The following is a 25,288-nucleotide window of genomic DNA, read 5'->3' as shown; positions in this document are numbered from 1 at the left end:
GCTTCAGATACAGAAGCCAGGCACGACTACGCCTGTTGATATGGGGCAGCAGACTTTTGACGGTCTGGATCGGCTCAAAACTGTTACAAATGGTGGTCGGCAGTGGAGATATTCATACAGTGACAGCGATCAATGCATCTCACAGAAACCATCGCAGGTCTACTCTCCAGATGGTTTCCATCTTACGTATAAATATAACGTCTACCTCGGGGAAGTTATTACACAGATAGACGCTTCAAACTCTTCCAAGAAGTATTATTACAGCTCTATTGGACGTTTGTCTGCCGCAAGCGAAACAGGTGGCCTTGTTACTACTTATGCTTACGACAGTCTTGGGCGTGTGAATGAAAAGACGCATATAAGAGCGGCAAAATTCCTATTGGAAGAAACGAAATGGTCTGTTCTTGGTAGAAGACTGAGCCAAACAGATGTGGATGGTACAGTCACAAAGTTCACTTATAATAAGAACGATGGCAGCCTGAATTCGGTGAGCGGGACGGACGTTCAGGCAGATTTTAGCTACAATAATGGACACATATCTGGCTGGAGCGTACTGAATTCGTCAGATGCGTTCACGCTGAATGCGACGATCACACGCGATGCGTTTCTCAGAGAGACCGCAAGAACATATACCAGTACCAAAATGCCAAAGGCCCTCACTGTGGGTCAGGCATTTGATCCGCTGCTTGGCCTTGTGTCGTCGCGCAGCATTCAGGAAGCTGGAAGCTCTGTTGCCACTCAGAAATATTCTTATGAATACGATAATCGTAACCGCCTCTCGAACTGGAAAAGCACAGGGGTAAACCATCCGCAGGATCCGCTGGGCTTCCCTCTCACTGATCAGGTGTTCACCTATGATGCGTTCAGCAACATCACCCAGGCACAGAACACCTATGCCGATGGCAGCACAAAGCAGTTTACATACGGCTTCAGCGCTACTGACAACGCGCAGTTGCTGAGCGTGCATTGCAGCGACAGTTCCGTTGCAGACATTGCACTCGAATATGACAGCTGTGGGCGCATGGTAAAAGACGAAGCGGGCAGAAAACTCACTTATGACCGCTTCGGACGTCTGTACTCCGTGCAGGATGCTACGAATACACTAACCTATGCTTATGATGCGTTTGACAAGCTTAGTAGTCAGACACTTTCTGATGGCAAGCAAACCAACTTTTACTATCGCGACAACGCCTTAAGCTACGCCATTGATACCAACAATGGCACGCAGACAATCAACAGATGGGTGCGGGCCAATGGTGAGTATCTCGCCCATCAAACCCCGCAAGGCATCTCAGCGGCAATTACCACCGCTATGGGCTCCACCCTGGCTCAACTCGACAAGACGGGCGTGAGCGCATTGAGAGCATACACCGCCTATGGCTATCTGCATGCAGACCCGGATCCAACGGCCGACCTTGATTTTAATGGACAAATCAGGGACCCCATCACAGGCCACTATCACCTGGGAAATGGATACCGCGCCTTCAATCCAATCCTTATGCGATTCAATGCCCCAGACTCCCTGTCGCCTTTCGGGCAAGGCGGTGTCAATCCATACGCTTATTGCCAAGGCGATCCTATAAACTTCGCAGACCCTTCAGGGCATTTCAAGATGAATTGGGTGTTGGCCGGGGCAATGCTCATGACATTGGCAGTGGTGGTTGTGCCAGGTGCTGGAGCCATAGCTGATACAGCGGAGATGGGCATTGCCGCGTATAGAGTAGCAACGGAGGGTGCAGAAGCAACTGAGGCAGCTGCGGTTTTGGCTGAAAAATGCACGGTGGCAAACATAGCTTCAACCGGTGTAAAGCTCGTGGCAGTGGCTGCAACAGCGACGCAGATAGGAACAGGTATTGCTTCCATGTGTGACTATCAAGCTCCCAAAACAGTGATCATACCTACAAAAAATGGCAGCATTACAAAAACCGTTGACGATAATTCAAAAAGTGAAAATCTAGAGGCCTGGAGTATAGGCGCAGGCGCTGTAGCATGGGGCGCTACGATGCTGGCCGAAACTGTAAATAAAGGCATCAATAAAATTGCAGAGCGCTTTAATAGAACCGAGAGTACTTCAGGCAACACCGGTGAGCAGGTAGAAAATGAGATATCCTCAACAGCCCGAAATAGGTCCGTATCGACACAGACTCCCGGATCGTTTTCGTTGCATTCGGAAGCTCGTAGCCCCTCTTCAGCAAACCTTGATACTTTAATACCTATGCCTCCAGACCGTACACCAGACCTGCCCCCCGCCCGCGAAACCGTCAGACCCCCTTTGAGAGCACCATCAGGGCAGATGTCCAACGTGTTAGGGATGCCTTTCTTGGGGAATGATGACTGAATGTAAAGGCTTTTTTTGAAAGAATACTGTGTTTTCAGCGTTTTATGACTATGTCGAATTGTAGTCATATTATGACAACCACAACGCTAAGGGCTGAAATACCTAGAGTATTTCCTGTTTTGATTGAACCATTGGAAATGCTCTAGCGGCAGTAGATGCAGCATAGTCTGAGTCGGCAAATGAAGTGATGTAGAGTGGTATTTGATTGCAACTTTTTTGCTTTCAATGGATGCCTTGGTTGTTCTATTATACTCGTTAAATGAATAAAAATCACTTTTTTAGATAAAAATATGACGCATAATTATGTATTATTTTTTTTCTAAAGTGATTTTTTTGAATTTTATTTAAACATAAAAGGATATTAGTTATGGGTGATGCAAAAAGCCTTAAGATTTCTATCAAGAACAGCCCTGCCAAACCATGGACAGGCGCAGGCAATAAGCCTGATGATGCCTCTATAATTATTGCTGAAGTCAGCGTTGCTGATGGAGTGGATGGCACAAGCTATATGGCAAAACTGCAGTTCACCGGTGTAAATGAAAGTGAAGTATATTTCCTTGATGATAATGGCGCAATCACTGGCCTAAAAACAAAGGACCTTATACTAAAAGGTTCTGCGGTTACTATTGTTAAATTCACCGCCGAAAAATCGCTGAGTGCGAGTATAACCGGCGCTTTGTACGAAAACACATTTATGGTTCCGAAGTCCAGTGATACGCAGAAATTCACATTTTCGGCTCCGTTAGATAAAATTAAGCTAGATATATCTCCAACAGAGAGTGCTTTTGATGGTAAAATATATGCTACAGTATCTGTAACCGCTGGTGGTGTTGCAGTTGAGGGACAACAGGTATCATTAGACTTAAATAAGTTAGGTCCAGCGGTATTTGTTGAAAATCCAGAGAAATATACAATTTCTCAAGGGGGGTACTCTGCTTCTGGGAATACTGATAACCTTGGGAATTTTGAAGCAAAAATAACGCCGCTTCTCTGGGGAGGTGATTACTTGATTGCCAGCATAAGTGATCGGTCTGGAAATGAAATTGACCATGATACAAAAGATTTTACTATAATGGCGCCAGAAGATTTGTTTATGGACTTGATTGTACTGTCAAGTTCAAATGATGATAATGAATTATTAGCTTGTGGGGAACTTAGTACAGATGGTGTATTTTGCTATCATGGTTACGCAGCGGCCGATGGAAAGTCGTTTATTACAATATATGGCTTTTTAGGCCGAAAGACAAAATCGGGAGATGGATTTGGCGGTGAGATATTGAATATAGCAATAAGTGGTGGCGTCGAATTTGATCAAAAAACATTTGAAGACCCCAATGACAACTATCTCTATAATTCCTCTAAAGAAGCTCACTTAAAGACGCAGGCGAGTGGAAAAACGCAAACTTTAACAATTAGAAGTACACAGCCATGCAGAGGTAGCATAACTATCACTCGCGGTTCGGGATTTCCATCTGTCGTAGTCGATTTCGAGTTTTTTGATCCTTGGACAGACGTTAGCTCTGTTAGCTCAACGTTCATGTCATCGCCGAATTTCTCGAGAAGATTACTTTTTGCAAACGGGAACCATTTCGCGGGTTTGAAGGTTATGTTAAACCCCAGATCTCCAAGGGTTAATTTGTCGCTCAGCTCCGACACAATTCGCCAGCATATTAGACTTATCGATAATGTTACCCAAGAGTACTTAGGAATGGGTGATTTTTATCAATGGAGAGCTTATGATACGCCGCCTAATGATAGCTATGGCACGGCCCTGTTTGACTCAGGTGGACCAATGCTTGAAGAAGAGCAGCCTTCTGAAGCGATTAATTTAAGAGTAGTCAATTACTACATTACATCTACCGCATATGCTGGCGAGAAAGGTGAAACCGACTCGTATACATTTGGTCTGGAAATCAAACTTCCCGGAATGAGGATAGAACCGACGGATCCACCTCAGAGGGATCGCTATGGAAATGTCCTTGGTGAGGCTCATTCTATTGCTCCCATTACATATTGCACGAACGGAACGGAACCTCTCGATTTAAGTAGGTGCCCCTCTATCAGAACGCTGGAGAAGCGAACGATTACCGGCAGTGACTTAAAAGTGGACGCATTTTTCGATAAAAAAGATATTAATGACTTTGGCCCTGTGAATAAGGATGCGATAGATACGGCAGATAATTTCTACAGAGTTTGGTACTTCGAGGCTTACATTGATAATACGAAATTTGCTATACCAAGTGATATTGCTACATTGAGTGCTAATACAGCAATTAATTGGCCTTACGGTTTGAGACAAGTCACTAAAGATCTTTACAGTTACCAAGTTTATTTATGGCCGTTTAATGTAGATCCAAAATACCCTCCGAAGAAATTGCCGTCTCCAAATGAAATGACTGTAGAGGGTCAGATGGATTCACCAAAAACAAAACTCTATCATCCTGAGAAAGCGAAAATATATTTTGCTTGGTATGCTAATTTTTCATGTTTCCCTGAAAAAAGCACTCCTAATAAATTCATTTCTATAACGGGTTTCGATCAGTATGGAAACGACCTAGCATTTACATTTGATACAGCAGGTATGCCGACCAATTACAAAAATTCGGGAAAAGATGTCAGCGAATGGAACCCGTTCATCTCTGGATTTAACGAAAGGGCCGAGAAAATACAAAATCGATATAATACATCTATCGATACTGAAAGCAATAAATTGTTAACGCCTGGTGTTCCTTTTGGTGCTATTGCATTCGGAACTTATACTTTAGGTATAGATATTGAATATAACGGAGTGCGTACGAGTCAATTCTTGGGTGCGGAGAAGTATAGTTCAAGTTCTAGCTGGAGTTATTTGAAGAGTCAAACGGCGCGACCGGATCCGAGTCAAGTGGCGTGGACTATCTCAGCAAATCCCAATACATTCGATTCCATTTTAAATCATAAATTATATATGACTTTTTTTTACGATAATGTAAATAATTTTATTATCCCGGCAAAGTATTCCCCGAATACATCAGCTGATGCAATGTGGTTAACAACGAGTTCATTAAAAGGCACTACACCATACGATAATTTGTCAAAGTGTTCTTTGATGCTGTCACCCGTATGGAATACGGGAAATTTCGTTATATTCTGCACTGAAGGGGCAGGATATATATATGCTTATGCAGTAGATCACGGCATGTCTTTTAAAAATTTTGAAGAGGGCAGTTATAACTTTGAATTCTACATAACTTAGAGCAGCGCTCATAAATAGGCTTTTGATTTGAATGAATTGGTGATCCAAAGACCTTGAAGTGCGAGGTCTTTGGACTTTACCGCCTTGTTTTGGCTGGCGAGAATTGCCAAGTGGTTATGATTTTTTACTGTGTCTGTTTTCATTTTCAAGTCAGGCGCGTTATCTTTGCGGTGTAATTTGGCCCAATCGCTTCGAGGCTTCTATTTTGGATAAGTTGAGAATATGCATGGGCTGCTGTTTGCGGTATGACACGATCGGGATGTAATCATGAGAGGTGAGTCTTCGATTGGGTGGGGCGAGCGCAGAGCGTAAATCATTGCTGCTATTGCTGTTACAGTTCACTATCTCGCGCTTGAAGTCGCTGCCCCTATATTGTTGCACGCTTATCGTGCATCCCCAGTCTGGAAAAGTTGCAAGCTAAAAAATAGAAACTCATAACTTTATCAGTTGCGAGATGAGCAGGAGTCTGATCATCTTCTAAAAAAGCGATGACTTAAAGCATGCCTCTCTCAAATTGGCAGGTTTTGGGATAAGTCTGCGTCAAAACAACAAAATGAGATACATCGCTCTGATGGGATCAGATCGAAACGTGCTCTGAGAAGGGAATGCCTGAATGTCTGTAATGCCCGGTTTGCGTGCTGATACCATACTTCATAATGGTACGATCTGGTGTGGGTATGAGGAGGGCACAGCAGAAGCTCTGGCGATCTGGCAGGGCAAAGTGCTTGCAACGGGCACCAAAGATGAGATCTGGTCGCTCAAAGGCGACAATACGCATGTGATTGATCTGGAGGGGCAGTTTGCGACGCCGGGTTTAAACGATGCACATCTGCATCTCATATCAGTGGGGCTCACGCTCAACTGGATTGATGCGACATCGCAAGCGGCACCGACATTGGAAAGCTTGCTCGATGCAATACGCGAACAAGCCGCTTCCACACCTGCCGGAACCTGGATCAGGGCGCGTGGCTATGATCAAACCAAGCTTGATGTTGGCCGTCATCCGTATAAATCAGAGCTTGATGCTGTGGCGCCGCATCATCCGGTCATGCTCGTGCGTGCCTGCGGCCATGTATCGATTTTCAACTCGAAGGCTTTTGAGCTTGCGGGAATTGATGAAAATTCACCGGTGCCGGATGGTGGTCTGATTGAACAGCAAAATGGCGTGCTGACGGGCATGGTCGCAGAAAATGCGCAAGGCGTTGTGCGGAAGGCTATCCCAAAGGCAACCACAGAAGAGATGATCGACGCCATTGAGGCTGCGGGCAATCTTCTGCTTTCTTACGGTATCACCAGCGTCATGGATGCAGCCGTTGGTCAGGTTGCAGGCTTTGATGAAATTCGGGCCTACAATTTCGCCAAGCTTAACAAACGATTGCCGGTCCGCACCTGGCTTGTGCTTCTGGGCGATCCTGGAGCGTCGATTGTCGAAAAATGCTATGAAGCCGGTCTTGTGTCCGGCGTTGGCGATGACATGTTGACGGTGGGTGCGGTCAAGATTTTCCTTGATGGCTCCGCAGGCGGTCGCACAGCCTGGATGAGCAAGCCTTATCTTGGTGATGATAACAATATTGGTGTGCAGATTTTACCCGATGCAGAGCTTGAAGCGCTGGTGCTTGACGCGCATAAAAAAGGCTATCAGCTTGCCTGCCATGCCATTGGAGACGCTGCCATCGGGCAGCTGATTACCGCTTATGAAAAGGCGCTTGCAGCTTACCCCGATGCGGACCGTCGCCATCGTATTGAACATTGTGGCTTCTCCACACCACAGCAGCACGAGCGGATGAAAAAGGCGGGGATTTATCCATGCCCACAGCAAGTGTTTATTTATGATTTTGGCGACGCCTATATTTCGGTTCTTGGTGAAGAAAAAGCACTGTCGAGCTATCCGCTCAAGACATGGAAAGATCTTGGTTTCAAGCCCGCAACGGGCAGCGATGCGCCTGTCTGTCACCCCAATCCCTATCCGAACATCTATTCGATGCTGACGCGTGAGACCGGCAAAGGGACAGTCATGGATGCGCGTGAGCGGGTGAGTATTGAAGAAGCGCTTCAGGTCTATACCGAGTATGGTGCTTTCTCGCAGAAGCTCGAACATGTGAAAGGCAAGCTGATCCCCGGTCAGGTGGCCGATATCGCTGTGTTCTCCCGCAATATGCTCAATGCGAAGCCGGATGAAATCCTTAACGATACGCGTTGTGTGCTCACCCTTCGCGATGGCGAAGTGGTGTTCAGAGCACCGAACGGATCATAAGAAATCAAGTGAGAGGATAAGATGGGGAAGAATATGAGAAAATTTGCGTTGCTTGCAGCATTGTCCGCAGTTTTGATGGCGGGCACTGCCGCTTACGCTGCCGACGCGCCTCGTTCCGGAGGCGTTATTAATTTCGTAGCCCCTTATGGGGATAGTTTTTCGACGCTTGATATTCAGGCATCTCCGGCCACGCAGGATGAGTTTTATGCAAAGGCTATTCACCGCACGCTTTATGATTGGGATGCCGATCAGAATAAGCCGGTATTGGGTCTTGCAACAGATGTAACGGTCTCGGATGACAAGCTTGTCTATACATATAAGCTACGGGAAGACGCATTTTTTCACGATGGTAAGCCATTGACGGCGGATGATATTATCTGGAGCTATACCCGGATAATGGACCCGAAGAAGGCATTTCCTCCGGCACGCTATATTTCCGAAATAAAGGGCGCGGAAGACTATACCCAAGGCAAAGCAACGGAAATTTCCGGCCTGAAAAAGATTGATGATCACACGCTCGAAATCACCCTTAAACAGCCGATAGATCCCGGTTACCAGTTCATGCGCAACAATACGGCCATTTATCCGGCCGGAGAGGGCGACAGCGATGTCTTTCAACGTCACCCGATTGGTCTTGGCCCTTACAAGTTTGCGGAATACATTCCCGGCTCCCGTCTGACGGTTGAAAAGTGGGATAAATATTACGAAAAGGGAAAGCCTTACGCGGACAAGATCAATATCATGATCATGGGGGATGCCTCTGCACGTGATGTGGCCTTCCGCAACAAGGAGATTGATGTCGCGGTTCTTGGGCCTGCACAATATACCGCCTATCTTGCAGATCCTGAGCTTGCGAAGAACATGGTGGAAGTCGCGGAAGTTTACACGCGTGCTGTTGGTTTTAACCCGGATTTCAAGCCGTTTCAGGACAAGCGTGTTCGTCAGGCGATCAATTATGCCATCGACAGTGATCTGATCATCAAGCGTCTTGTGAAAGACAAGGCATATCGTGCGGTCGGCTGGCTGCCAAATTCTTCGCCAGCTTTCGATAAGGATGCGAAGCCTTATCCCTATGATCCTGAAAAGGCGAAGGCGCTGCTTGCCGAAGCCGGTTACCCGGATGGCTTTGAGTTTGAATTGACCGCGACGCAGAATGAAAGCTGGGGCCTGACGATTGTTCAGGCCATCATTCCGATGCTGGATAAGGTTGGGATCAAGGTGAAGGCAAAGCCGGTTGAGGCCTCTGTTCTCGCCGATGTGGTTCCAGCGGGCAATTTTCAGGCTTATATGTGGTCGCTGGAAAGTGGACCTGATGCGCTGACTGCGATGCAATGCTTCTATTCAACGACGCCGCAATCTGCTTGCAACTATCAGAAATTTGCCAATGCGGACTTCGACAAGCTGGTCGATGAGGCCAAGCTGGCTAAAACCGAAGAAGAAAAAAACGAGATTCTGAAGAAGGCCAACAATCTGTTGCAGGAGGAAGCGCCGGTCTGGTTCTTCAATTACAACAAGGCTGTCATGGCGCATCAGCCATGGCTGCATGGTCTTCAGCCGAACTCGGCAGAGCTCGCGGTTCAGTCCTATGAAAAGCTCTGGGTTGACGACACGGTTCCATCGGGGCGTTAAATCGAGCCTATCTGGATCGGCTCGCCTTTTGGGGGCGGGCTGGTTTCTCTTCGATCTGAAAAGAGGACTGTGTGCTCTATTTTATTGTCCGCCGCGTCTTGCAGATGATACCGACGGTCATTGCTGTATCCCTGCTGATCTTTATCATTTTTAGCGTGGTCCCCGGTAGTATTGCCTCGGGACTGATTGCGAATGGCAAGGGCATGAGCGATCCCAAAATAGTCGAAAAGATCACGCAGGAGTTTGGCCTCGACAAGCCTGTTCATGTCCGGTTCGGCAATTATATGGTGCAGCTTGCGCAGTTAGATCTTGGCATTTCCTACAGATCAAGGCAGCCCGTCATCTCGCTTATTCACGAGCGTATGGGGCCGACGCTGAAGCTCGCATTTGCAGCCATGGCTTTTGCGATCCTTGTTGGTGTGCCGCTTGGTTTTCTGGCAGCCCTCCGGCCCGGCAGTATTCTGGATAGTGTTACCATGATTGGTGCAGTATCCGGTCTTTCGTTGCCGCAATTCTGGCTTGGTCTGCTTCTGATGTATTTCTTTGCGCTGACGCTTGGCTGGTTACCGAGTTTTGGCTATGGCGATGGCGGTATAAGGCATGTGATCCTGCCTGCACTCACCTTGGGCGTTGCGCCACTTGCCCTTCTGGCGAGAACCACGCGCGCAGCCGTTCTTGAAGTGATGGGTGCTGATTTTATCCGCACCGCGCGCTCCAAAGGCATGAGCAGCTTCCGCCTTGTCAAATGGCATGTCATGCGCAACGCGCTGGTGCTCATTATAACGACGATCGGATTGCAGTTTGGCTCGATGATGGGGCAGGCTGTTGTGGTGGAAAAACTTTTTTCATGGCCGGGGCTTGGCTCCTTGCTGATCGACAGCGTGTCGATGCGTGATATTCCGGTCGTGCAAGGCGCCATTCTTGTGATCGTATTGTGGTTTCTGATCATCAATACGATTGTTGATATTCTCTATGCGGTCATTGATCCGCGTATAAGCCACGAGTAGGCCGATGAAATTGCGTTTCAATCTCGTCTTTGGCGGCCTCATCTGCGCTATCATGGTGACGGGCGCGGTTTTTGCGCCATGGATCGCGCCTTATCATCCAGTGATGGATGCGGATCTCATGAATGCCGAGCTGCCGCCGGACGCCCAGTTCTGGTTTGGGACCGATGCGCAGGGGCGTGATGTGTTTTCTCGCCTGCTTTATGGCGCGCAGGTCTCCCTGACTGTTGGTGTTGTATCGCAGTGTATCAATACGGTCATCGGCCTTAGCCTTGGTATTTCGGCAGGTTATTTCGGCGGCTGGTGGGACGATCTTGTCAGTGGTCTCACCAATCTGATGCTGGCAATCCCTTCGTTAATCTTTGCGCTTGCGATCATGGCCGTGCTTGGGCCCGGTTTGGCAAGCCTGCTGCTTGCGCTGGGCCTGACGAACTGGTCGTGGACCTGCCGTATTGCGCGAAGTTCGACATTGTCTCTTAAAAAGCAGGGCTATATTCAGGCGGCTAAAATGCTTGGTTATAGTGATGTGCGCATCATGATCACACAGATTGTACCCAATATGATTGGGCCAATCCTTGTCATTGGTACGCTTGGCATGGGGGACGCTATTCTTGCGGAAGCAGCGCTTTCTTATCTTGGGCTTGGCATCAGTCCGCCAGAGCCGAGCTGGGGCAATATGCTCACCGATGCGCGGGAACTGATTGTCAATGCGCCTTGGGCAGCCGTCTTTCCCGGGCTGGCAATCTTTTTCACTGTGCTTGGGCTTAATCTTTTCGGTGATGGTCTGCGAGATTGGCTCGATCCGCATATGAGGACGCGCAAGGTATGAGCGAACAAGCACTTCTTGAGGTGGAAAACCTGCGCATCGACATTGCTTCGGGTGCAACACAGCACAATGTGGTCGAAGATGTGTCTTTTACAATTGGCGCTGGCGAAACATTCGGTTTGGTCGGCGAGTCTGGCTGTGGCAAGAGCATAACCGCGCTGTCGATGATTGGGTTGCTGCGTAAACCGCTCTCGGTGACAGGGGGGGCAATCCGTTTCAAAGGGCAGGATTTACGCGCAATGTCATCGCGTGACATGCGCAAATTGCGCGGCAATCGCATCGCCATGATTTTTCAGGAGCCGATGACAGCACTTAATCCTGTCTCACCCGTGGGTCGACAGATTGCGGAGATGTTCGTGCTGCACGCGGGCGCAATATGGCATGAAGCAGAGCGTAAGGCTGTTGAGGCGCTGGCAAATGTGCAGGTGCCTGCACCTGATCAGCGTGTGAAGAACTATCCGCATCAGATGTCTGGCGGTATGCGACAACGCGTGATGATAGCCATTGCCCTTGCCTGTAACCCCGATTTGCTGATTGCAGATGAGCCCACCACGGCCCTTGATGTCACAGTACAGGCGGAAATCCTGCGTCTCATGCAGGAGCTTTGCACAGCGCGCGGAACGTCTGTGCTGATGATCAGCCATGATCTGGGTGTGATTGCCAAAATGTGCCGCCGGGTCGGCGTTATGTATGCCGGGCATCTGGTCGAGGAGAGAGCGACGGCAAGCCTTTTTCAGCATCCATCGCATCCTTATGCGCAGGGTCTTCTGGCCTCCCTTCCTCTGCTTGGCTCCCGTCAAAAACAAGGGCAGCGCCCCTTGCAGGAAATTGCCGGCGTGGTGCCGTCGATTTCTGCCTTTCCTGCGGGGTGCAGGTTTGAACCGCGCTGCACGCGTGCAACGGATATTTGTCGGGCTGAAAAGCCGGGATGGACGCCTTTGCAGGATGCAGGCTTGGTGAGGTGTTTCCATCATGAATGAGATGCGTTCAACTCAGCCCATGGAGCCGCTTGTTCGCATAGACGATCTCTGTGTTCGATTTCCGGTGAGTGGCGGCATTTTCAGCCGTTCAAAGCAGTTGCTGCATGCAGTCAATCATATGAGCCTCGAGCTGATTAAAGGTGAGTGCCTGTCGATTGTTGGTGAATCCGGTTGCGGTAAATCCACGCTTGCGCTCTCAATCGTCGGATTGCAAAAACCCACGAGCGGAGAGATTTATTTCGAGGGCAGGCCAATTACAGGCGTAAACGAGCCGTCGCGGCTAGAACGTGCAAAAATGGCGCAGATGGTTTTTCAGGACCCGTTTGCTTCGCTCAATCCTCGCCAGACAGTTTATACGTCGCTTGCGGCACCCTTAAAACTTCATGGTGTAAAATCACGCTCCGAAATAGACGGTCGCGTGGAGGAAATTTTACGTCTTGTCGGCTTAAAACCGGAGCAAGCCAAGCGCTTTCCGCATGAATTCTCCGGGGGGCAGCGTCAGCGTATCGGGATCGCACGCGCATTGTTGCTCAATCCCAAGGTTATTGTTCTCGATGAACCAGTGTCTGCACTTGACGTTTCCATCCGCGCGCAGATCATCAATCTGCTGCTGGAACTCAAAGAGCGGTTGGAGCTGTCCTATATCATGATCAGCCATGATCTAAGCGTCGTTGAACATATGAGCGACCGCGTGGCTGTGATGTATTTTGGACAGATTGTCGAAAGTGGGCCATGGGACCGGGTATTTTCAAATCCAACGCATCCCTATACGCGTCGCCTGATTTCAGCCATTCCCGATCCAGTGGCCGAACTGACGGGCACGCGTCTCATTGACGATAGAAGTGCCCCTCAAGCACCGCAAGGCTATGCATTTTATCCAACGCGCTTTGGCTCTCATGATGTGCATCAGCCGCCGCCATTGACGCAACTGACTGACATCGGCGGTGGACAGTATGTTCGGGTGATTGAGGCGAACTGAGCAGCCTATTGATGTAAGTGTCTGAAAATCAGTTCGCCAATCGGGATGGCTGAGGTTGCCGCAGGCGAGGGCGCATTGCAGACATGCAGCACGCGCTTTGAGCGTAAAAATTTGAAGTCGTGTATTAACGTGCCATCTTTCGAGACAGCCTGCGCACGGATCCCGGCACGATAAGGCAGAAGGTCATCAGCGCGAAGCGACGGGCAATATTTGCGGCATTTTTCCAGATAACTGGATTTAAATACGCTGTCCTTCATTTCGTTCAAGCCGGAGCGAAGATGGTTTGAAATGACCTTCCAGAAGCCGGGGAATTTTGCGTATGTGGCGATGTCCTCAAGGCTCACCGAGAATTTGTGATAGCCTTCGCGCGACATTCCAAGAACTGCATTTGGCCCCACCGTTAATCTGCCATCCATCATCGGGGTTAGGTGAATGCCGAGAAACGGCATAGATGGATCAGGCACCGGGTAGATCATGCGTTCGACCAGATTGCTAAGTTCCGGCTTTAGCGCGTAATATTCACCACGAAATGGCACGATTTGGAAGTCTACGGCCTTTCCTGAACGTTGTGCGAGGCGGTCTGCCTGTAGTCCGGCGCAGGCAATAACCGAACGGCTTTCCCACACATCCTTATCTGTATGGACACGGACGCTGTCGGAACGCTCTTCGATGCGATCAACCTCAATGTTGAATAGGATGGTGCCACCAGCAGCTCTGATAATATCGCCCATGACCTGAGAGACTGCGCGATAATCAACGATCCCGGTTTGCTCAACGAGCAATGCACCAAGCCCCGTCACAGACGGTTCGATCTCGATTAGCTCCGCATTATTCAATCGACGGCAATTGATGCCGTTCGTCGCAGCATTTGTTTCGAGATTGTCTAAGCGCTGCAATTCGATCTGGTTGGTGGCAACCACCAGCTTTCCGGGTGTGCGGTAGGGAATAGCATTTTCATCGCAAAATTGCTTCGTGATGCGCTCACCTGCGCGGCAAAGCTCGGCTTTCAGACTGCCGGGCTTATAATAAATCCCAGCATGAATAACTCCGCTGTTATGTCCGGTCTGGTGCGCGGCCAGCGTGCTTTCTTTTTCCAACAAAAGAAGGCGAGAATCCGGCTCGCTTTTGACTATTTTCAAAGCGGTCGCCAAGCCGACGATGCCGCCACCTACGATACAATAGTCGAACATGGTTTGCGCTCGATGTTTGATGCCTGATGCAGGATAATCTTGTCACCAGTGATGCCAATGGGCTTTATCACTCATGATGCCGCAATCGGCTGATTAATTGCAACAACAACTCGCGCTTGTTAAAGATACGCACCATTGCAGTGGGCTTTGACGAAGCTGGCCCAGCTTATCGTCTGCAAATCAATTAAACACTGCTCAGCAGAATGCTGGTTTCACTGTTCAGGACGCCTTCGATTGTTCGCACTTCACGCAAAACGCGGTCAAATTCGTGAAGGCTTTCCGCATGTATTTCTGCCACCAGATCCCATGACCCATTGGTCGTGTGCAGCGTGCGTATCTGTGGCAAACCTCTTAAAAGTTTTATGACCTTGGTTGTTGAGCGACCTTGCACTTCGATCAGCATGATCGCGTGCACAACTCCATCGCTGGAATCTTGCCGGACGCGTATGGTGAAGCCCAGCGCTGCACCTGTCTCAAGCAATCGGTCGAGACGCGCCTGCACGGTCCCGCGTGAAACGCCGAGGATTGTCGCCAGCTTCGAGAGTGGTGCACGTCCATCCTCTCTTAAAATGGCAATGAGCTTGTGATCCAGTTCGTCAAAAATATGCATAGCGTTTTTTATATTTTGACTGTGCAAATTGCTATAATTTTTACAATTCACCCAGCACTTTTATAATTTTAACTGACTTTATGCTCTCCTAATCTGCTTCTCAGAGTTCTGATGGAGGTGAGGGTAAGGATGTTCAGCGGATGACAAAAAGTCTGATTATACAGCCGAGGTCCACGTCGACATCGTTTGAGCTGGCGTGGTGGTGAGCCAGAAATGTCAACTGTCTCCTGAAACGCCATATGTTTTAACCCCTTGTTTTCATGCATGTCCCTTGTGGAAACCCGCTAATTTTTCCGCGACATGTTTTAGCAGTGAGAAAAGTCTGAGAATGAGCAGACCCTCTGTCCAGAGTCCGAAATCGGTCGTTATGATCCGGCCGCACCATTTTACGCCCAATGCGCAAACCGCAAAGGACAATGCGTTTCAGTCTATCGACGAGCAACGCTCTGCTGAAGTTCTTGCGAAAGCAGCCTTCGACGAAGTCACAGCCATGGCAGAAGGTTTGGCCGATGCGGGGGTAACGGTGCATTTGTTTGAAGACGAAACCCAAGCGCTGCCGGATTCCGTTTTTCCAAACAACTGGTTTTCGACCCATTCGGGCGGGCATGTTGCCATTTATCCGATGTTTTCGGAAAGCCGCCAGAAAGAACGCCGCCCTGATGTTATCGAAATGCTCAAACGCGACTATCGCGTTCAGGATGTTATCGATTACTCCGGTTTGGAGCGCGATCACTTCTATCTCGAAGGCACCGGCGCCATGGTTCTTGACCATATTGGACGTGTAGCCTATGCAGCCCGTTCCAACCGCACCAATGAAGTGGCGCTCGAGCGTTTCTGTACACATTTCAACTTTGAACCGATGGTGTTCGATGCGGTCGATTCGTCGGGAAGGCCCATTTATCATACCAATGTGCTGATGTGCATTGGTACGGATTACGCGCTGGTGGGTACCGATCTGATCACAGATCCGGTCCGTCGTCAGGACATTGTTGATCGGTTGCAGGAAACCGGTCGCACGCTCATTCATCTCTCTGCTGAGCAGATTGGTGAATTTGCAGGAAATGCCATTGAACTGGAAGGTCGTGATGGCCGGGTTCTGGCGCTTTCTGCACGCGCCTATGCCGCATTGAGCAAGATCCAGATCGAGACAATCGAACAGACCGCGAAGCTGATGCCTTTCGCAGTCCCGACGATCGAACTTGCGGGCGGATCGGTTCGGTGCATGTTGGCTGGCATTCATCTCTCGCGCCGCACAACAAACGGCACACATTTGCTTTACGCAACATCAAGAGCCGGTTAGATAGGCTCCAGCTTAAATAAGGGAAACCTTCAATGTCTTCCAACAGACCTGTTTATGAGTTCAATTCGATCATCGTCCGTGAGCCTTCGCACTCTGTGGTGAATGGTCTTCGCGCGCTGGATAGCGGCAATCCCACCTATGAAGGTGTGAAGGCTGAGCACGATGCCTATATTGCTGCCATGCGTGCTGCAGGCGTCGAGGTCACCATTCTTCCGGCACTCGAAGAATTCCCCGATTCTATTTTTGTTGAAGATCCTGCACTCGTCTTTACTGAAGGTGCAATTTTGCTTCGTCCGGGCGCACTGACCCGTGTTGGCGAAACGGCTGAGATCGAACCGACGCTTCGCAAGATGTTTGATACGGTTGTGGAACTGCCGGAACCGGGCTTTGCCGATGGCGGCGATGTTCTGACGACACAGAAAACTGTGATGATCGGCCTTTCTGCCCGTACCGACAAAGCAGGTGCAGCCGCACTGATCGCCAGCCTTGAAAAGATTGGGCGCAAGGGTGAGGTTGTCTCAACCCCTGAAGGTGTACTTCATTTCAAAACTGATTGCTCACTGGTTGATGAAGAAACCGTTCTTTCCACGAGCCGCCTTGCAAAGTCCGGTGTCTTTTCGGGCCTTCGTCAGTTGATCGTGCCCGAAGGTGAAGAGGCAGCTGCAAATGCATTGCGCGTCAATGACGTGGTGATGGTAGGCTCCGACTTCCCACGCACCATCGAGTTGCTGGAAAAGAGTGGCTATAACGTGGTTCCGCTCAAGACAACGCAAATCGGCAAGATCGACGCCGGCCTTTCGTGCATGTCGCTTCGCTGGTATCGCAAATAATTCTGATGGCTCGGGGGCATTTGCTCCTGGGCCGTTTTCTCTCTGCATTCCCTGTGCCTGCTCTCATCCAAAGGCAGGCCGCTACAAAAATATAAGGAGAACGGGAACATGGTTGGTTTTAAAGGGAAAATTGCAGGTGCGATTGCGCTTGTTGCATTGGCTGGTGGTGCCGCTCAGGCGGAAGGAAAGCTTCGTCTCGGTATGACGCCGGAGCCGTATATGCCTTTCACACAGGTTAATGCGGCAGGAGAGTGGGAAGGGCTGGAGGCAGACCTTTCACGCGCACTTTGCGAGAAGCTCGCAGACAAGTGCGAATTCAAGTCCATGGCATGGGATGGTCTCATTCCTTCGCTGACTGAAAACAAGGTGGACTTCATTATCGGTGCGTTTTCCGTCACAGATGAGCGTCGCAAGGTCGTTGATTTCAGCACGCCTTATTATACGGAAGGTACTGTTGTCGTCGGTGCGAAGTCGGATACAGACACGGTTGGCACGGTTGCTGCAAGCGACGGTTCAGGCGAAGTTGTCGATCAGGCATCATTGGCTGACAAGATCGTTGGTGTTCAGACATCGAGCGTACAGTCGGCCTATATGACCAAGTATCTGCCGGATGTTTCTTTGAAGAGCTACGACACCGCAGACAATTCGGTTGCTGATCTGGTTGCAGGCCGCGTTGATTATGTTCTCGCACCGGATTTGTTCGTGCAGAACTTCCTCAAAACGCCGCAGGGCGCTGATTACGAAATCAAGCTTGTTGCGCCCAAGAGTGTGGTTTTGGGTGAAGGTGTTGCCTATGCAGTACGCAAAGGCGATACGGCGACGCTTGAAAAAGTCGATGCGGCGCTTGCCGAGCTCGACAACGACGGCACCCTGAATGGGCTCGTCGACAAGTGGATTTTCGAACAGAAATAATCCTGATGAGGGGCGAACGCCGGTAGCGGCGTTCGCCCTGCAGCGTCGATCCAAAAAACTGAATTTGTTTTTTGGAAATTGCGATGCGTCGTTTCAAAACTTCGGATTGTTTTCTGCGCTTTGGTCCAAGGGAGCAATGCTCTGAATGATTTCCTGTCTGATCGGATGAATCGTTATGGATTCTTATTGGCAACTGCTCGCTTGGGGAAGTGAGGGCTGGGGAGACGAGTTTGCGCACGGACTTATGATGACCTTGCAGGTCTCAGCCGTGGCATTTGCAGTCTCGTTTGTTTTTGGTCTTGCTGGCGCCTCCGGGAAGCTCTCGCGCAATCGCTTCATAAAAGCTATCGCCGAATTATATACGACAGTGGTTCGGGCTTTGCCGGAGCTGCTTGTTATCCTGTTGCTTTATTTTTCTGTCGCCACAGGCGCCGAGAAGCTGCTCAAAGCGAGCGGTCTTGTCGGAAACGATTTCCAGTTCAGTGCCTTCTGGGCGGCAATTATCGCGCTGGCTTTTGTCAACGGCGCGTTCATGACGGAAGTGCTGCGGTCTTCTTATCTGGCTATTCCGCGCGGGCAAATAGAAGCTGCGCTGTCCATCGGTATGCGCCGCCGCCAGATATTCACGCGTGTCACTTTCCCGCAAATGATGCGTCATGCGGTTCCCGGTATCGGTAATCTTTGGCTCTCAATCACCAAGGAAAGCGCCATTATTTCGGTTCTCGGTTCATTCCATGAATTGCTTTATACGGGTTATCGTGCAGCCGCATCGACCAAGCAATACGTCTTCTTTTATGGCCTCACAGCATTTCTCTTTCTGTGCATCACGCTGGTTTCGGTTCTGATCATTATACAACTCGAAAAGCGCCTGAGCCGGGGGCACGGATAATGGAATCGATTGCAAAAATCATTGAGTTCCTGCCGCCGCTTATCAAAGCGCTCCCGCTGACGCTGTTCTTGACTGCAACGGCGGGTGTCATCGGTCTTGTTTTTGGAACACTGAGTGCTCTGGCGCTTCTTTCAAAAAAGCGCGTCCTGAAATGGCCTGCTTTCACTTACACGTTTATTTTCCGTGGCACGCCGCTTCTGGTGCAGCTTTATCTGATCTATTACGGGCTTGGACAAATCCTGCCCGGAACCTGGGTTAGACATAGCTTCCTCTGGCCTTACATGCGTGACGGCTTATGGTATGCGGTCTTCGCGCTGAGCCTCAATCAGGGTGCCTATAATGCGGAAGTCATTCGCGGTGCGATCAAGTCGATCCCCCGCGGTCAGATCGAAGCTGCACTTTCTATTGGTATGACGCGGTTCAAGATTCTACGTCGCATAACGCTGCCGCTGGCTTTCCGTCATTGTATGCCCGTTTTGACCAGTGATCTTATCATTCTGCTCAAATCGACGTCGCTCGCCTCAACGATCACCATCATGGAAGTGATGGGTACCGCGCGCGCGCTTCAACGCAGTTCTTTGTCGATCTTTGAGCCACTGATCGCAGCAGGCATTCTTTATTTCACCGTTGTGTTCATCCTCACCCGGATCATGAATGTGGTTGAACGGCGCATGAGTGGCTCACGCGCGTCTATGGTCTGATCTGTTTCAGGAGCAATTCAAAATGACGTCCATGGCACTCACCGTCCGCAATATTCACAAGAGCTTTGCTGGTGTCGAGGTTCTCAAAGGCATCTCGTTTGAAGCCAAAAAAGGCGATGTGATCTCGCTGATCGGCAGCAGTGGCTCCGGTAAAAGCACTTTGCTGCGCTGCATTAATTATCTGGAAACACCGGATGAAGGCGAGATCGCAGTTGCGGGGGAGGTAATCCGCACGAAGGTCGGGCCGGACGGAAAATCGCATGCTGCCGATCCTCGACAGCTTGTTCACATCCGTACGCGTCTGGGCATGGTGTTTCAGAGCTTCAATCTTTGGTCACACCGCACGATCCTTGAAAACATAATCGAAGGCCCTGTTCATGTTTTGGGCATGTCAAAAGCCGAAGCCATTGCCGAGGCCGAGGTTTTGATGGAAAAAGTGGGTATCACGCCTAAACGGGATCAATATCCGACGCAGCTTTCAGGTGGGCAGCAGCAGCGTGCAGCTATCGCGCGGGCGCTTGCAATGAAGCCGGAGGTTATGCTTTTTGATGAGCCAACCTCGGCACTTGATCCGGAGCTTGTGACGGAAGTGTTGCAGGTTATCAAGAAGCTTGCTGAAGAGGGGCGTACCATGGTCATGGTGACGCATGAAATGGCGCTTGCCCGCGATATTTCGAGCGAAGTTATCTTCTTGCACCAAGGGCTGGTTGAAGAACGTGGTGCGCCAGAGACTGTGATGAGTGATCCACAGTCGCTACGCTTGCGCCAGTTCCTGCATATGAATTGAGTACAACAAACATGACCGATAAAAATCAAGGCGCATTTATCGACGAACTCAAAGCGATCCGCAGACATCTGCACAGCATCCCTGAGCTTGGACTGGAGGAAGTGGAGACTTCCGAATTTATCGCCTCGACGCTGGAAAAGTGGGGCTATGCGTTAAACCGTGGTCTTGCAAAGACGGGTATCGTCGCTTCTTTGCGCCGCGGCAACTCAAACCGTTCTATCGGGTTTCGCGCCGATTTTGATGCGCTGCCAATTCTGGAAGAAACGGGCCTGTCTTACGCGAGCAAGAACAGTGGCAAAATGCATGCTTGCGGTCATGACGGCCATACAACCATGCTATTGGGGGCCGCGTGGTCGCTTGCACAGGATAAGGATTTTTCAGGAACTGTTCATTTCATTTTCCAGCCTGCCGAAGAAAACTATGGCGGTGCGCAAATGATGATCGAGGAGGGGCTCTTTGAGCGTTTCCCTTGCGATCAGGTGTTTGCGCTGCACAACTGGCCGGGGCTTGAAGCTGGAAAACTTGCATCCAAAGCGGGTCCGATTGCGGCGTCCATCGATGCTTTGACGCTGACGGTGAAGGGCAGCGGTGGACACGGAGCGGAGCCTGAAAAGACGATCGACCCTATTGTGGTGGCGTCAAGCATCGTTATGGCGTTGCAAACTATCGTTGCCCGCAATGTCCCGCCCCATCAGTCAAGCGTAATCACCGTTGGTGCCTTTAATTCGGGTGCGGTCTGTAATGTTATTCCTGATGCGGCAAAACTCGAAATTTCGATGCGCGCGACTGATCCCATGATACGCGAAACGCTGCGTGATAAGGTCGAGCAATTGGCGAAGATGCAGGCGGCGAGCTATGGCGCCGATGTGAGTTTCGATTGGATGACGGGGTATCCGGCGACGATTAATGATGCCAGGGCCGTTGAACAGGCAAGAGCAACGGTTGTTCAGCATTTTGGTGAAGACAGTTTTGAAGACCTGGATAAGCCGTTTATGGGCAGTGAAGACTTTTCTTTCATGCTTGAAAAGACAGCCGGTGCCTATTTCCTGATTGGCAATGGCGATAGCTCTGGTCTGCATACGGCAACTTACAATTTCAATGATGAGATTCTTGAGCGCGGCGTATCGTTTTTTTGTCACCTCGCGAAAGATATACTCGGCACAAAGCTTGTTGAATAACAGGCTTTTGGCCTCGTCTATTCCAGTCAGTCTTTCACGGACGAAGCCATCGCCTGTAATATGATAACAGCGGATGCAGCGCCCGGATCAACATGCCCGAGTGAGCGTTCACGCAGGCGCGCTGCACGGCCTTTTGTTGCAATCATGGAGCGGGTCGAGTTGGCACCGGCAGTTGCTGCCGCCACTATGTTTTCCCAAAATGCGCGGAAGTCCAGATCTTCCTGAACAGCAATTTGCGCCGCTTCTGCAGCTGGTAGCCAGGCATCAAGCATCGTCTTGTCGCCGCGCTGCCCATGGCCGCGTTCACGAATGCCCACACCGATTGCTTCGATAATGATCGCGCATGTTGCGGAATCAAGGTCTTTGCGTTCCATTGTTGCTTGCGCCGCGCGGCGAAAACCGGTTGCATAGAGTGGTCCGGTGGATGCTCCCACAGCGTTGATAAAGGCTGTCGCAGCCGTATTGAGAACGGTTGAAATATCCGCATCATCCAGATCAAGCTGAAGCAATTCGCGCTTCACCGCCTTAAACCCAAGGGCCATGGTTGTGCCATGATCCCCATCGCCTATGGTGCCATCAAGTTCGGAAAGCCGATCTTTGTCAGCTTCAATGGCAGTTGAAACTGCATCAAACATGTTTGCAAGACGGCGAGCCGCAGTTTCCGACATGAAATTCCTCCTCAAACCTTACAACCGTAAGCCGTGTTGCTCATCATAAGGCGCATGCTAATTTACTTATAGGCAGAACAGAAAAGGCAATAAATACCGGCGTTTTAGCCTATTCTAAGGCTTGCCGTTTCGCATGGATGCTGCAACAGCTCGCTCAATTCCTGATCAAGATGAAGGATCGATATCGAAGCCCCTGCCATGTCCAGAGAGGTGCAGTAATGCCCGACCCAGTTGGCTTCAATATGAATGTTCTTGGCATCCAGCCGCTGGGCGACACGTCGATAGAGAACATAAAGCTCCATGAGCGGTGTGGCTCCAAATGAATTGACCAAAACGGCAACCCGATCGCCAGAGACGGCGTTCATTTCATTGAAAATTCTGTCCATGATGCCATCAACGATTTCATCAGCCTGTCGAATCCGGTCACGCGAAACACCCGGCTCACCGTGAATGCCGACGCCGATCTCCATGTCCTCCGGCCCGATCTCGAAGTTATGCCGTCCTGTTTGTGGCAATGAGCCGGGTTCCAGTGCAACACCGATGGTGAAGGTCCGTGCGTTGGCCTTGCGTGTCACAACTTCGCACGCTTCCAGTGAAAGCCCCTTGTCACAGGCCGCACCTGCAACCTTGAAAACGAAGAAATTGCCTGCCACGCCACGCCGACCGTCCTTGTCATCAATGGGTGAGGAGGCAATATCGTCGGTGGTCAGAACAGTTTTAATCCTGACACCTTTTTCCTCGGCCATTTCAGCCGCCATCTCGAAATTCATGACATCGCCGGCATAATTGCCATAGACAAAGAGAACCCCTTCGCCTTTGGAAGCAGCAAGTGCACATGCAACAATAGGGTCGGGTGGCGGTGAGGAAAACACGTTGCCGACAGCCACTGCGTCGGCAAGTCCTTTGCCCACATAGCCGAGGAAACATGGCTCATGCCCGGCACCGCCACCAATCACCAGTCCGACCTTGCCAGCACGGGGACCCTCACGTGCAACGAGCGCGCGGTTGGAGGTGCCGATGGGTTGTAGGAATTTGCCATGCGCCCGCACAGCGCCGTCGAGCATTTCCTCAACCACCTCATTTGGATTGTTGAGCAGCTTTTTCACACGCATGCGAAACGCCGCAGGCATTTGACTGGCCTTTGGGCGCTGCGAAAGGCGCGCTTCGAGATCGATGACGCTGTCTGCACGCAGGATTCCAAGTCCGGTTGCCGCATCGGTAACCAGCACATTGATATGACCGCCGCGAAGGGCCGCAAGCAGCGCCGGCACCTTGTCAAAGCCGCCAGCCACGGCAATCCGCGTCTGTATCTTTTGCAGTTTATCAAGCGAGATGCCGATTGTGCGGCCATCCAGCGGCCCGGCAACGGGTTTTCCACGTTCATCAATAAAGCGCCCGGCGACAACACCAACCGCGCCTGCCGCAAGATAGTGCTGCAAGGATACGGATTCAAAAAAGCCACTTGTATGAATCGTGGAATTGGATCGAAGCGAGGACACACCAAACAGTATGCGATTGGCCTGTTCCAGTGTCGCAAACTGCTCTTGTATCAGGGGTTCTTCGAGCAGCACATTACGGGCTGTTGGCGAGCGCACCATGGCGGGCGCCGTGATGTTGACACAGCGCGCAGATACGGCTTCTGCGAGCACCGCAGCACAACGTTCCGGCGTATAGGGGAAGGATGCGGTCGTTCCGCCTGTCGCCTGCACAACAGTCACATCCTGCAGGGCTGCAATATCAGTATGCTCGCCCACTGCAAGTACGGTCCGGCCCCAGGCTACAGCCAGTGTGTCACCGGATTTCAACGTCTTGTTGAGAGCATGGGCACCCGCCACACCAAGGCGATCAATCAGCGGACGGGCATTGTCATCGTGAGGGATGATAAGGCAATCGGTCAGACCAAAATGGCGCTTGAGTTCCTGCGCGACAGACAGCGATTCAAGCCAGCCGCCGCCGATAGAAATATTGACGATCCCTTTTTCGCGCGCCTCAGCCAGATAGCTGTTTACGGTCGCGCGCGAGATACCCATAACATCGGCAATCTCGCTCTGCGTCAGGCCATCCTCATAGTAAAGCCAGCAGGCCCAAACATAAAGATCGTCTCCGTAACGCATGGGGATAGCGGTCGCATTTTCGCTGGCATTCGACCGGGGTTTGCCGACTTTGCGCGATGTGTTGGGCTTGAGCGTCATGCGATGTTCTGTTGCCTCCGTTCCGGCCGCAACGATGAAAGCAAGTGATCGCGATTGCAACATGATAGAGCGAATTTGATGGCTGAACGTGTTTGCTCACACAGTTTTCAGCCATCAAATTCAAATTCTATGCAGACTTATTGCTGAAGACGGTTTTTTGCCTGCGCAGACAAGTCCGTCAGAATCAGCGCGCAGGATGTTGCACCCGCGTCGAGAACCCCTAGCGAGCGCTCGCCGAGGCGGCTTGCACGTCCGATTTTTGCGACGAGATTAAGCGTGGAATCGCGACCGGCTTCAGCAGCCAGCGAGAGCGCATCAAGGGCCTCGGAGAAGGACTGACCATCGTTATTGGCCTCGTCAAAAGCATTGATTGCCGGGATCAGCGTGTCAAGCAGCGTCTTGTCACCAAGCTTTGCTGAACCGATTGACTGGATGCCTTCAAGACCGGCATGAAGCATCGCGCTAAAAGCGGCAGCATCGATATTCTCAACGCCTTCCAGCTTTTCTGCGAATTCGTTGAACATCACACCATAAAGCGGTCCCATTGACCCACCGATTTCGGTGAGCAGAACTGTGCCTAACGTATCAAGACCTTCTGCAAGCGAGACGCCCTTATTTCTCAGGCGCTCGGCTGCAAGGCCAAAGCCCTTGGCCATATTCACACCGTGATCGCCATCACCGATTTTTCCGTCAATTTCGCTGAGATAAGCTTTGTTTTCGATAATTCTGTCTGCAAGCGAAAGAACGATTTCACCCGATCCGGCATTTTTGAATGTCTGCATGATA

20 protein-coding genes are annotated in these 25,288 nt (G+C 50.5%); 15 read left to right on the top strand and 5 right to left on the bottom strand.

Annotated elements, in window-relative coordinates; all coding sequences use genetic code 11:
• From ABE527_RS09710 to ABE527_RS09675, 8 genes are all read left to right on the top strand, one after another.
• Positions 1-2,338, top strand: a 2,338-nt coding sequence (locus tag ABE527_RS09710) for an RHS repeat-associated core domain-containing protein (RefSeq protein WP_499696782.1), incomplete at its 5' end; no start/stop codon positions are given.
• Between the two features lie 367 nt (positions 2,339-2,705).
• Positions 2,706-5,573: a hypothetical protein gene (locus tag ABE527_RS09705; protein ID WP_499696781.1), complete on the top strand. Its 2,868-nt coding sequence runs from the start codon at positions 2,706-2,708 to the stop codon at positions 5,571-5,573.
• A gap of 622 nt (positions 5,574-6,195) precedes the next feature.
• The gene (locus tag ABE527_RS09700) at positions 6,196-7,827 is read left to right on the top strand and encodes an amidohydrolase (protein ID WP_499696787.1); all 1,632 of its coding nucleotides are present in this window, start codon (positions 6,196-6,198) and stop codon (positions 7,825-7,827) included.
• A 33-nt stretch (positions 7,828-7,860) separates the two neighbouring features.
• On the top strand, positions 7,861-9,456 hold the full coding sequence (locus tag ABE527_RS09695; RefSeq protein ID WP_265983958.1) for an ABC transporter substrate-binding protein: 1,596 nt from the start codon (positions 7,861-7,863) through the stop codon (positions 9,454-9,456).
• Positions 9,457-9,527: 71 nt separating this feature from the next.
• Complete coding sequence (locus ABE527_RS09690; RefSeq protein WP_499696780.1) at positions 9,528-10,463, top strand: ABC transporter permease; 936 nt, start codon at positions 9,528-9,530, stop codon at positions 10,461-10,463.
• Positions 10,464-10,467: 4 nt separating this feature from the next.
• A complete protein-coding gene (locus ABE527_RS09685) occupies positions 10,468-11,289 on the top strand; it encodes an ABC transporter permease (protein ID WP_499696779.1) in 822 nt (273 codons plus the stop codon).
• Entirely contained in the window at positions 11,286-12,266 is a 981-nt protein-coding gene (locus ABE527_RS09680) for an ABC transporter ATP-binding protein (protein WP_499696778.1), read from the top strand. The genes ABE527_RS09685 and ABE527_RS09680 overlap by 4 nt, the downstream gene beginning before the upstream one ends.
• Positions 12,259-13,245 (top strand): ATP-binding cassette domain-containing protein, encoded by a 987-nt coding sequence (locus tag ABE527_RS09675; protein ID WP_499696777.1) that lies wholly within the window; start codon positions 12,259-12,261, stop codon positions 13,243-13,245. The genes ABE527_RS09680 and ABE527_RS09675 overlap by 8 nt, the downstream gene beginning before the upstream one ends.
• A gap of 5 nt (positions 13,246-13,250) precedes the next feature.
• On the opposite strand, the gene lhgD is transcribed toward ABE527_RS09675, so the two are convergent.
• Positions 13,251-14,435 (bottom strand): L-2-hydroxyglutarate dehydrogenase, encoded by a 1,185-nt coding sequence (gene lhgD, locus ABE527_RS09670; protein WP_499696776.1) that lies wholly within the window; start codon positions 14,433-14,435, stop codon positions 13,251-13,253.
• A 184-nt stretch (positions 14,436-14,619) separates the two neighbouring features.
• Positions 14,620-15,045 (bottom strand): Lrp/AsnC family transcriptional regulator, encoded by a 426-nt coding sequence (locus ABE527_RS09665; RefSeq protein WP_265983964.1) that lies wholly within the window; start codon positions 15,043-15,045, stop codon positions 14,620-14,622.
• Positions 15,046-15,373: 328 nt separating this feature from the next.
• Between ABE527_RS09665 and ctlX the strand changes: the two genes are divergently transcribed.
• From ctlX to ABE527_RS09630, 7 genes are all read left to right on the top strand, one after another.
• Entirely contained in the window at positions 15,374-16,345 is a 972-nt protein-coding gene (ctlX, locus tag ABE527_RS09660) for a citrulline utilization hydrolase CtlX (RefSeq protein ID WP_265983965.1), read from the top strand.
• A gap of 32 nt (positions 16,346-16,377) precedes the next feature.
• Positions 16,378-17,175 (top strand): dimethylarginine dimethylaminohydrolase family protein, encoded by a 798-nt coding sequence (locus ABE527_RS09655; protein ID WP_499696775.1) that lies wholly within the window; start codon positions 16,378-16,380, stop codon positions 17,173-17,175.
• A 108-nt stretch (positions 17,176-17,283) separates the two neighbouring features.
• Positions 17,284-18,087 (top strand): transporter substrate-binding domain-containing protein, encoded by an 804-nt coding sequence (locus ABE527_RS09650; RefSeq protein ID WP_499696774.1) that lies wholly within the window; start codon positions 17,284-17,286, stop codon positions 18,085-18,087.
• 175 nt (positions 18,088-18,262) lie between these two features.
• Positions 18,263-18,976: an ABC transporter permease gene (locus ABE527_RS09645; RefSeq protein ID WP_265983968.1), complete on the top strand. Its 714-nt coding sequence runs from the start codon at positions 18,263-18,265 to the stop codon at positions 18,974-18,976.
• Positions 18,976-19,677 (top strand): ABC transporter permease, encoded by a 702-nt coding sequence (locus ABE527_RS09640; protein WP_265983969.1) that lies wholly within the window; start codon positions 18,976-18,978, stop codon positions 19,675-19,677. The genes ABE527_RS09645 and ABE527_RS09640 overlap by 1 nt, the downstream gene beginning before the upstream one ends.
• A gap of 22 nt (positions 19,678-19,699) precedes the next feature.
• On the top strand, positions 19,700-20,464 hold the full coding sequence (locus tag ABE527_RS09635; RefSeq protein ID WP_499696773.1) for an ABC transporter ATP-binding protein: 765 nt from the start codon (positions 19,700-19,702) through the stop codon (positions 20,462-20,464).
• An 11-nt stretch (positions 20,465-20,475) separates the two neighbouring features.
• Entirely contained in the window at positions 20,476-21,642 is a 1,167-nt protein-coding gene (locus tag ABE527_RS09630) for a M20 aminoacylase family protein (protein WP_499696772.1), read from the top strand.
• 26 nt (positions 21,643-21,668) lie between these two features.
• On the opposite strand, the gene dhaL (ABE527_RS09625) is transcribed toward ABE527_RS09630, so the two are convergent.
• The 3 genes from dhaL (ABE527_RS09625) to dhaL (ABE527_RS09615) form a co-directional block, all read right to left on the bottom strand.
• The gene (dhaL, locus tag ABE527_RS09625; protein WP_499694349.1) at positions 21,669-22,310 is read right to left on the bottom strand and encodes a dihydroxyacetone kinase subunit DhaL; all 642 of its coding nucleotides are present in this window, start codon (positions 22,308-22,310) and stop codon (positions 21,669-21,671) included.
• Positions 22,311-22,414: 104 nt separating this feature from the next.
• Positions 22,415-24,502: a bifunctional sugar-binding transcriptional regulator/dihydroxyacetone kinase subunit DhaK gene (locus ABE527_RS09620; protein ID WP_499696771.1), complete on the bottom strand. Its 2,088-nt coding sequence runs from the start codon at positions 24,500-24,502 to the stop codon at positions 22,415-22,417.
• 137 nt (positions 24,503-24,639) lie between these two features.
• Positions 24,640-25,284 carry a dihydroxyacetone kinase subunit DhaL gene (gene dhaL / locus ABE527_RS09615; protein WP_499696770.1) on the bottom strand — a complete coding sequence of 215 codons (645 nt, stop codon included), beginning with the start codon at positions 25,282-25,284 and terminating at the stop codon, positions 24,640-24,642.
• Positions 25,285-25,288 lie beyond the last annotated feature (4 nt).

This window comes from Brucella sp. TWI432 (genome assembly GCF_039674445.1).
In the GTDB taxonomy this organism is placed as follows: domain Bacteria; phylum Pseudomonadota; class Alphaproteobacteria; order Rhizobiales; family Rhizobiaceae; genus Brucella; species Brucella chromiisoli.
Note: the sequence above shows the minus strand (reverse complement) of the source record. Positions and strands in the feature narration are given on the sequence as shown.

Excerpts from the sequence above, each read along its gene's own strand:
- ABE527_RS09705 (WP_499696781.1), top strand. The coding sequence starts at position 2,706 with ATGGGTGATGCAAAAAGCCTTAAGATTTCTATCAAGAACAGCCCTGCC.
- ABE527_RS09700 (WP_499696787.1), top strand. The coding sequence starts at position 6,196 with ATGCCCGGTTTGCGTGCTGATACCATACTTCATAATGGTACGATCTGG.
- ABE527_RS09695 (WP_265983958.1), top strand. The coding sequence starts at position 7,861 with ATGAGAAAATTTGCGTTGCTTGCAGCATTGTCCGCAGTTTTGATGGCG.
- ABE527_RS09685 (WP_499696779.1), top strand. The coding sequence starts at position 10,468 with ATGAAATTGCGTTTCAATCTCGTCTTTGGCGGCCTCATCTGCGCTATC.
- ABE527_RS09680 (WP_499696778.1), top strand. The coding sequence starts at position 11,286 with ATGAGCGAACAAGCACTTCTTGAGGTGGAAAACCTGCGCATCGACATT.
- ABE527_RS09675 (WP_499696777.1), top strand. The coding sequence starts at position 12,259 with ATGAATGAGATGCGTTCAACTCAGCCCATGGAGCCGCTTGTTCGCATA.
- lhgD (WP_499696776.1), bottom strand. The coding sequence starts at position 14,435 with ATGTTCGACTATTGTATCGTAGGTGGCGGCATCGTCGGCTTGGCGACC.
- ABE527_RS09665 (WP_265983964.1), bottom strand. The coding sequence starts at position 15,045 with ATGCATATTTTTGACGAACTGGATCACAAGCTCATTGCCATTTTAAGA.
- ctlX (WP_265983965.1), top strand. The coding sequence starts at position 15,374 with ATGAGCAGACCCTCTGTCCAGAGTCCGAAATCGGTCGTTATGATCCGG.
- ABE527_RS09655 (WP_499696775.1), top strand. The coding sequence starts at position 16,378 with ATGTCTTCCAACAGACCTGTTTATGAGTTCAATTCGATCATCGTCCGT.
- ABE527_RS09650 (WP_499696774.1), top strand. The coding sequence starts at position 17,284 with ATGGTTGGTTTTAAAGGGAAAATTGCAGGTGCGATTGCGCTTGTTGCA.
- ABE527_RS09645 (WP_265983968.1), top strand. The coding sequence starts at position 18,263 with ATGGATTCTTATTGGCAACTGCTCGCTTGGGGAAGTGAGGGCTGGGGA.
- ABE527_RS09640 (WP_265983969.1), top strand. The coding sequence starts at position 18,976 with ATGGAATCGATTGCAAAAATCATTGAGTTCCTGCCGCCGCTTATCAAA.
- ABE527_RS09635 (WP_499696773.1), top strand. The coding sequence starts at position 19,700 with ATGACGTCCATGGCACTCACCGTCCGCAATATTCACAAGAGCTTTGCT.
- ABE527_RS09630 (WP_499696772.1), top strand. The coding sequence starts at position 20,476 with ATGACCGATAAAAATCAAGGCGCATTTATCGACGAACTCAAAGCGATC.
- dhaL (WP_499694349.1), bottom strand. The coding sequence starts at position 22,310 with ATGTCGGAAACTGCGGCTCGCCGTCTTGCAAACATGTTTGATGCAGTT.
- ABE527_RS09620 (WP_499696771.1), bottom strand. The coding sequence starts at position 24,502 with ATGACGCTCAAGCCCAACACATCGCGCAAAGTCGGCAAACCCCGGTCG.
- dhaL (WP_499696770.1), bottom strand. The coding sequence starts at position 25,284 with ATGCAGACATTCAAAAATGCCGGATCGGGTGAAATCGTTCTTTCGCTT.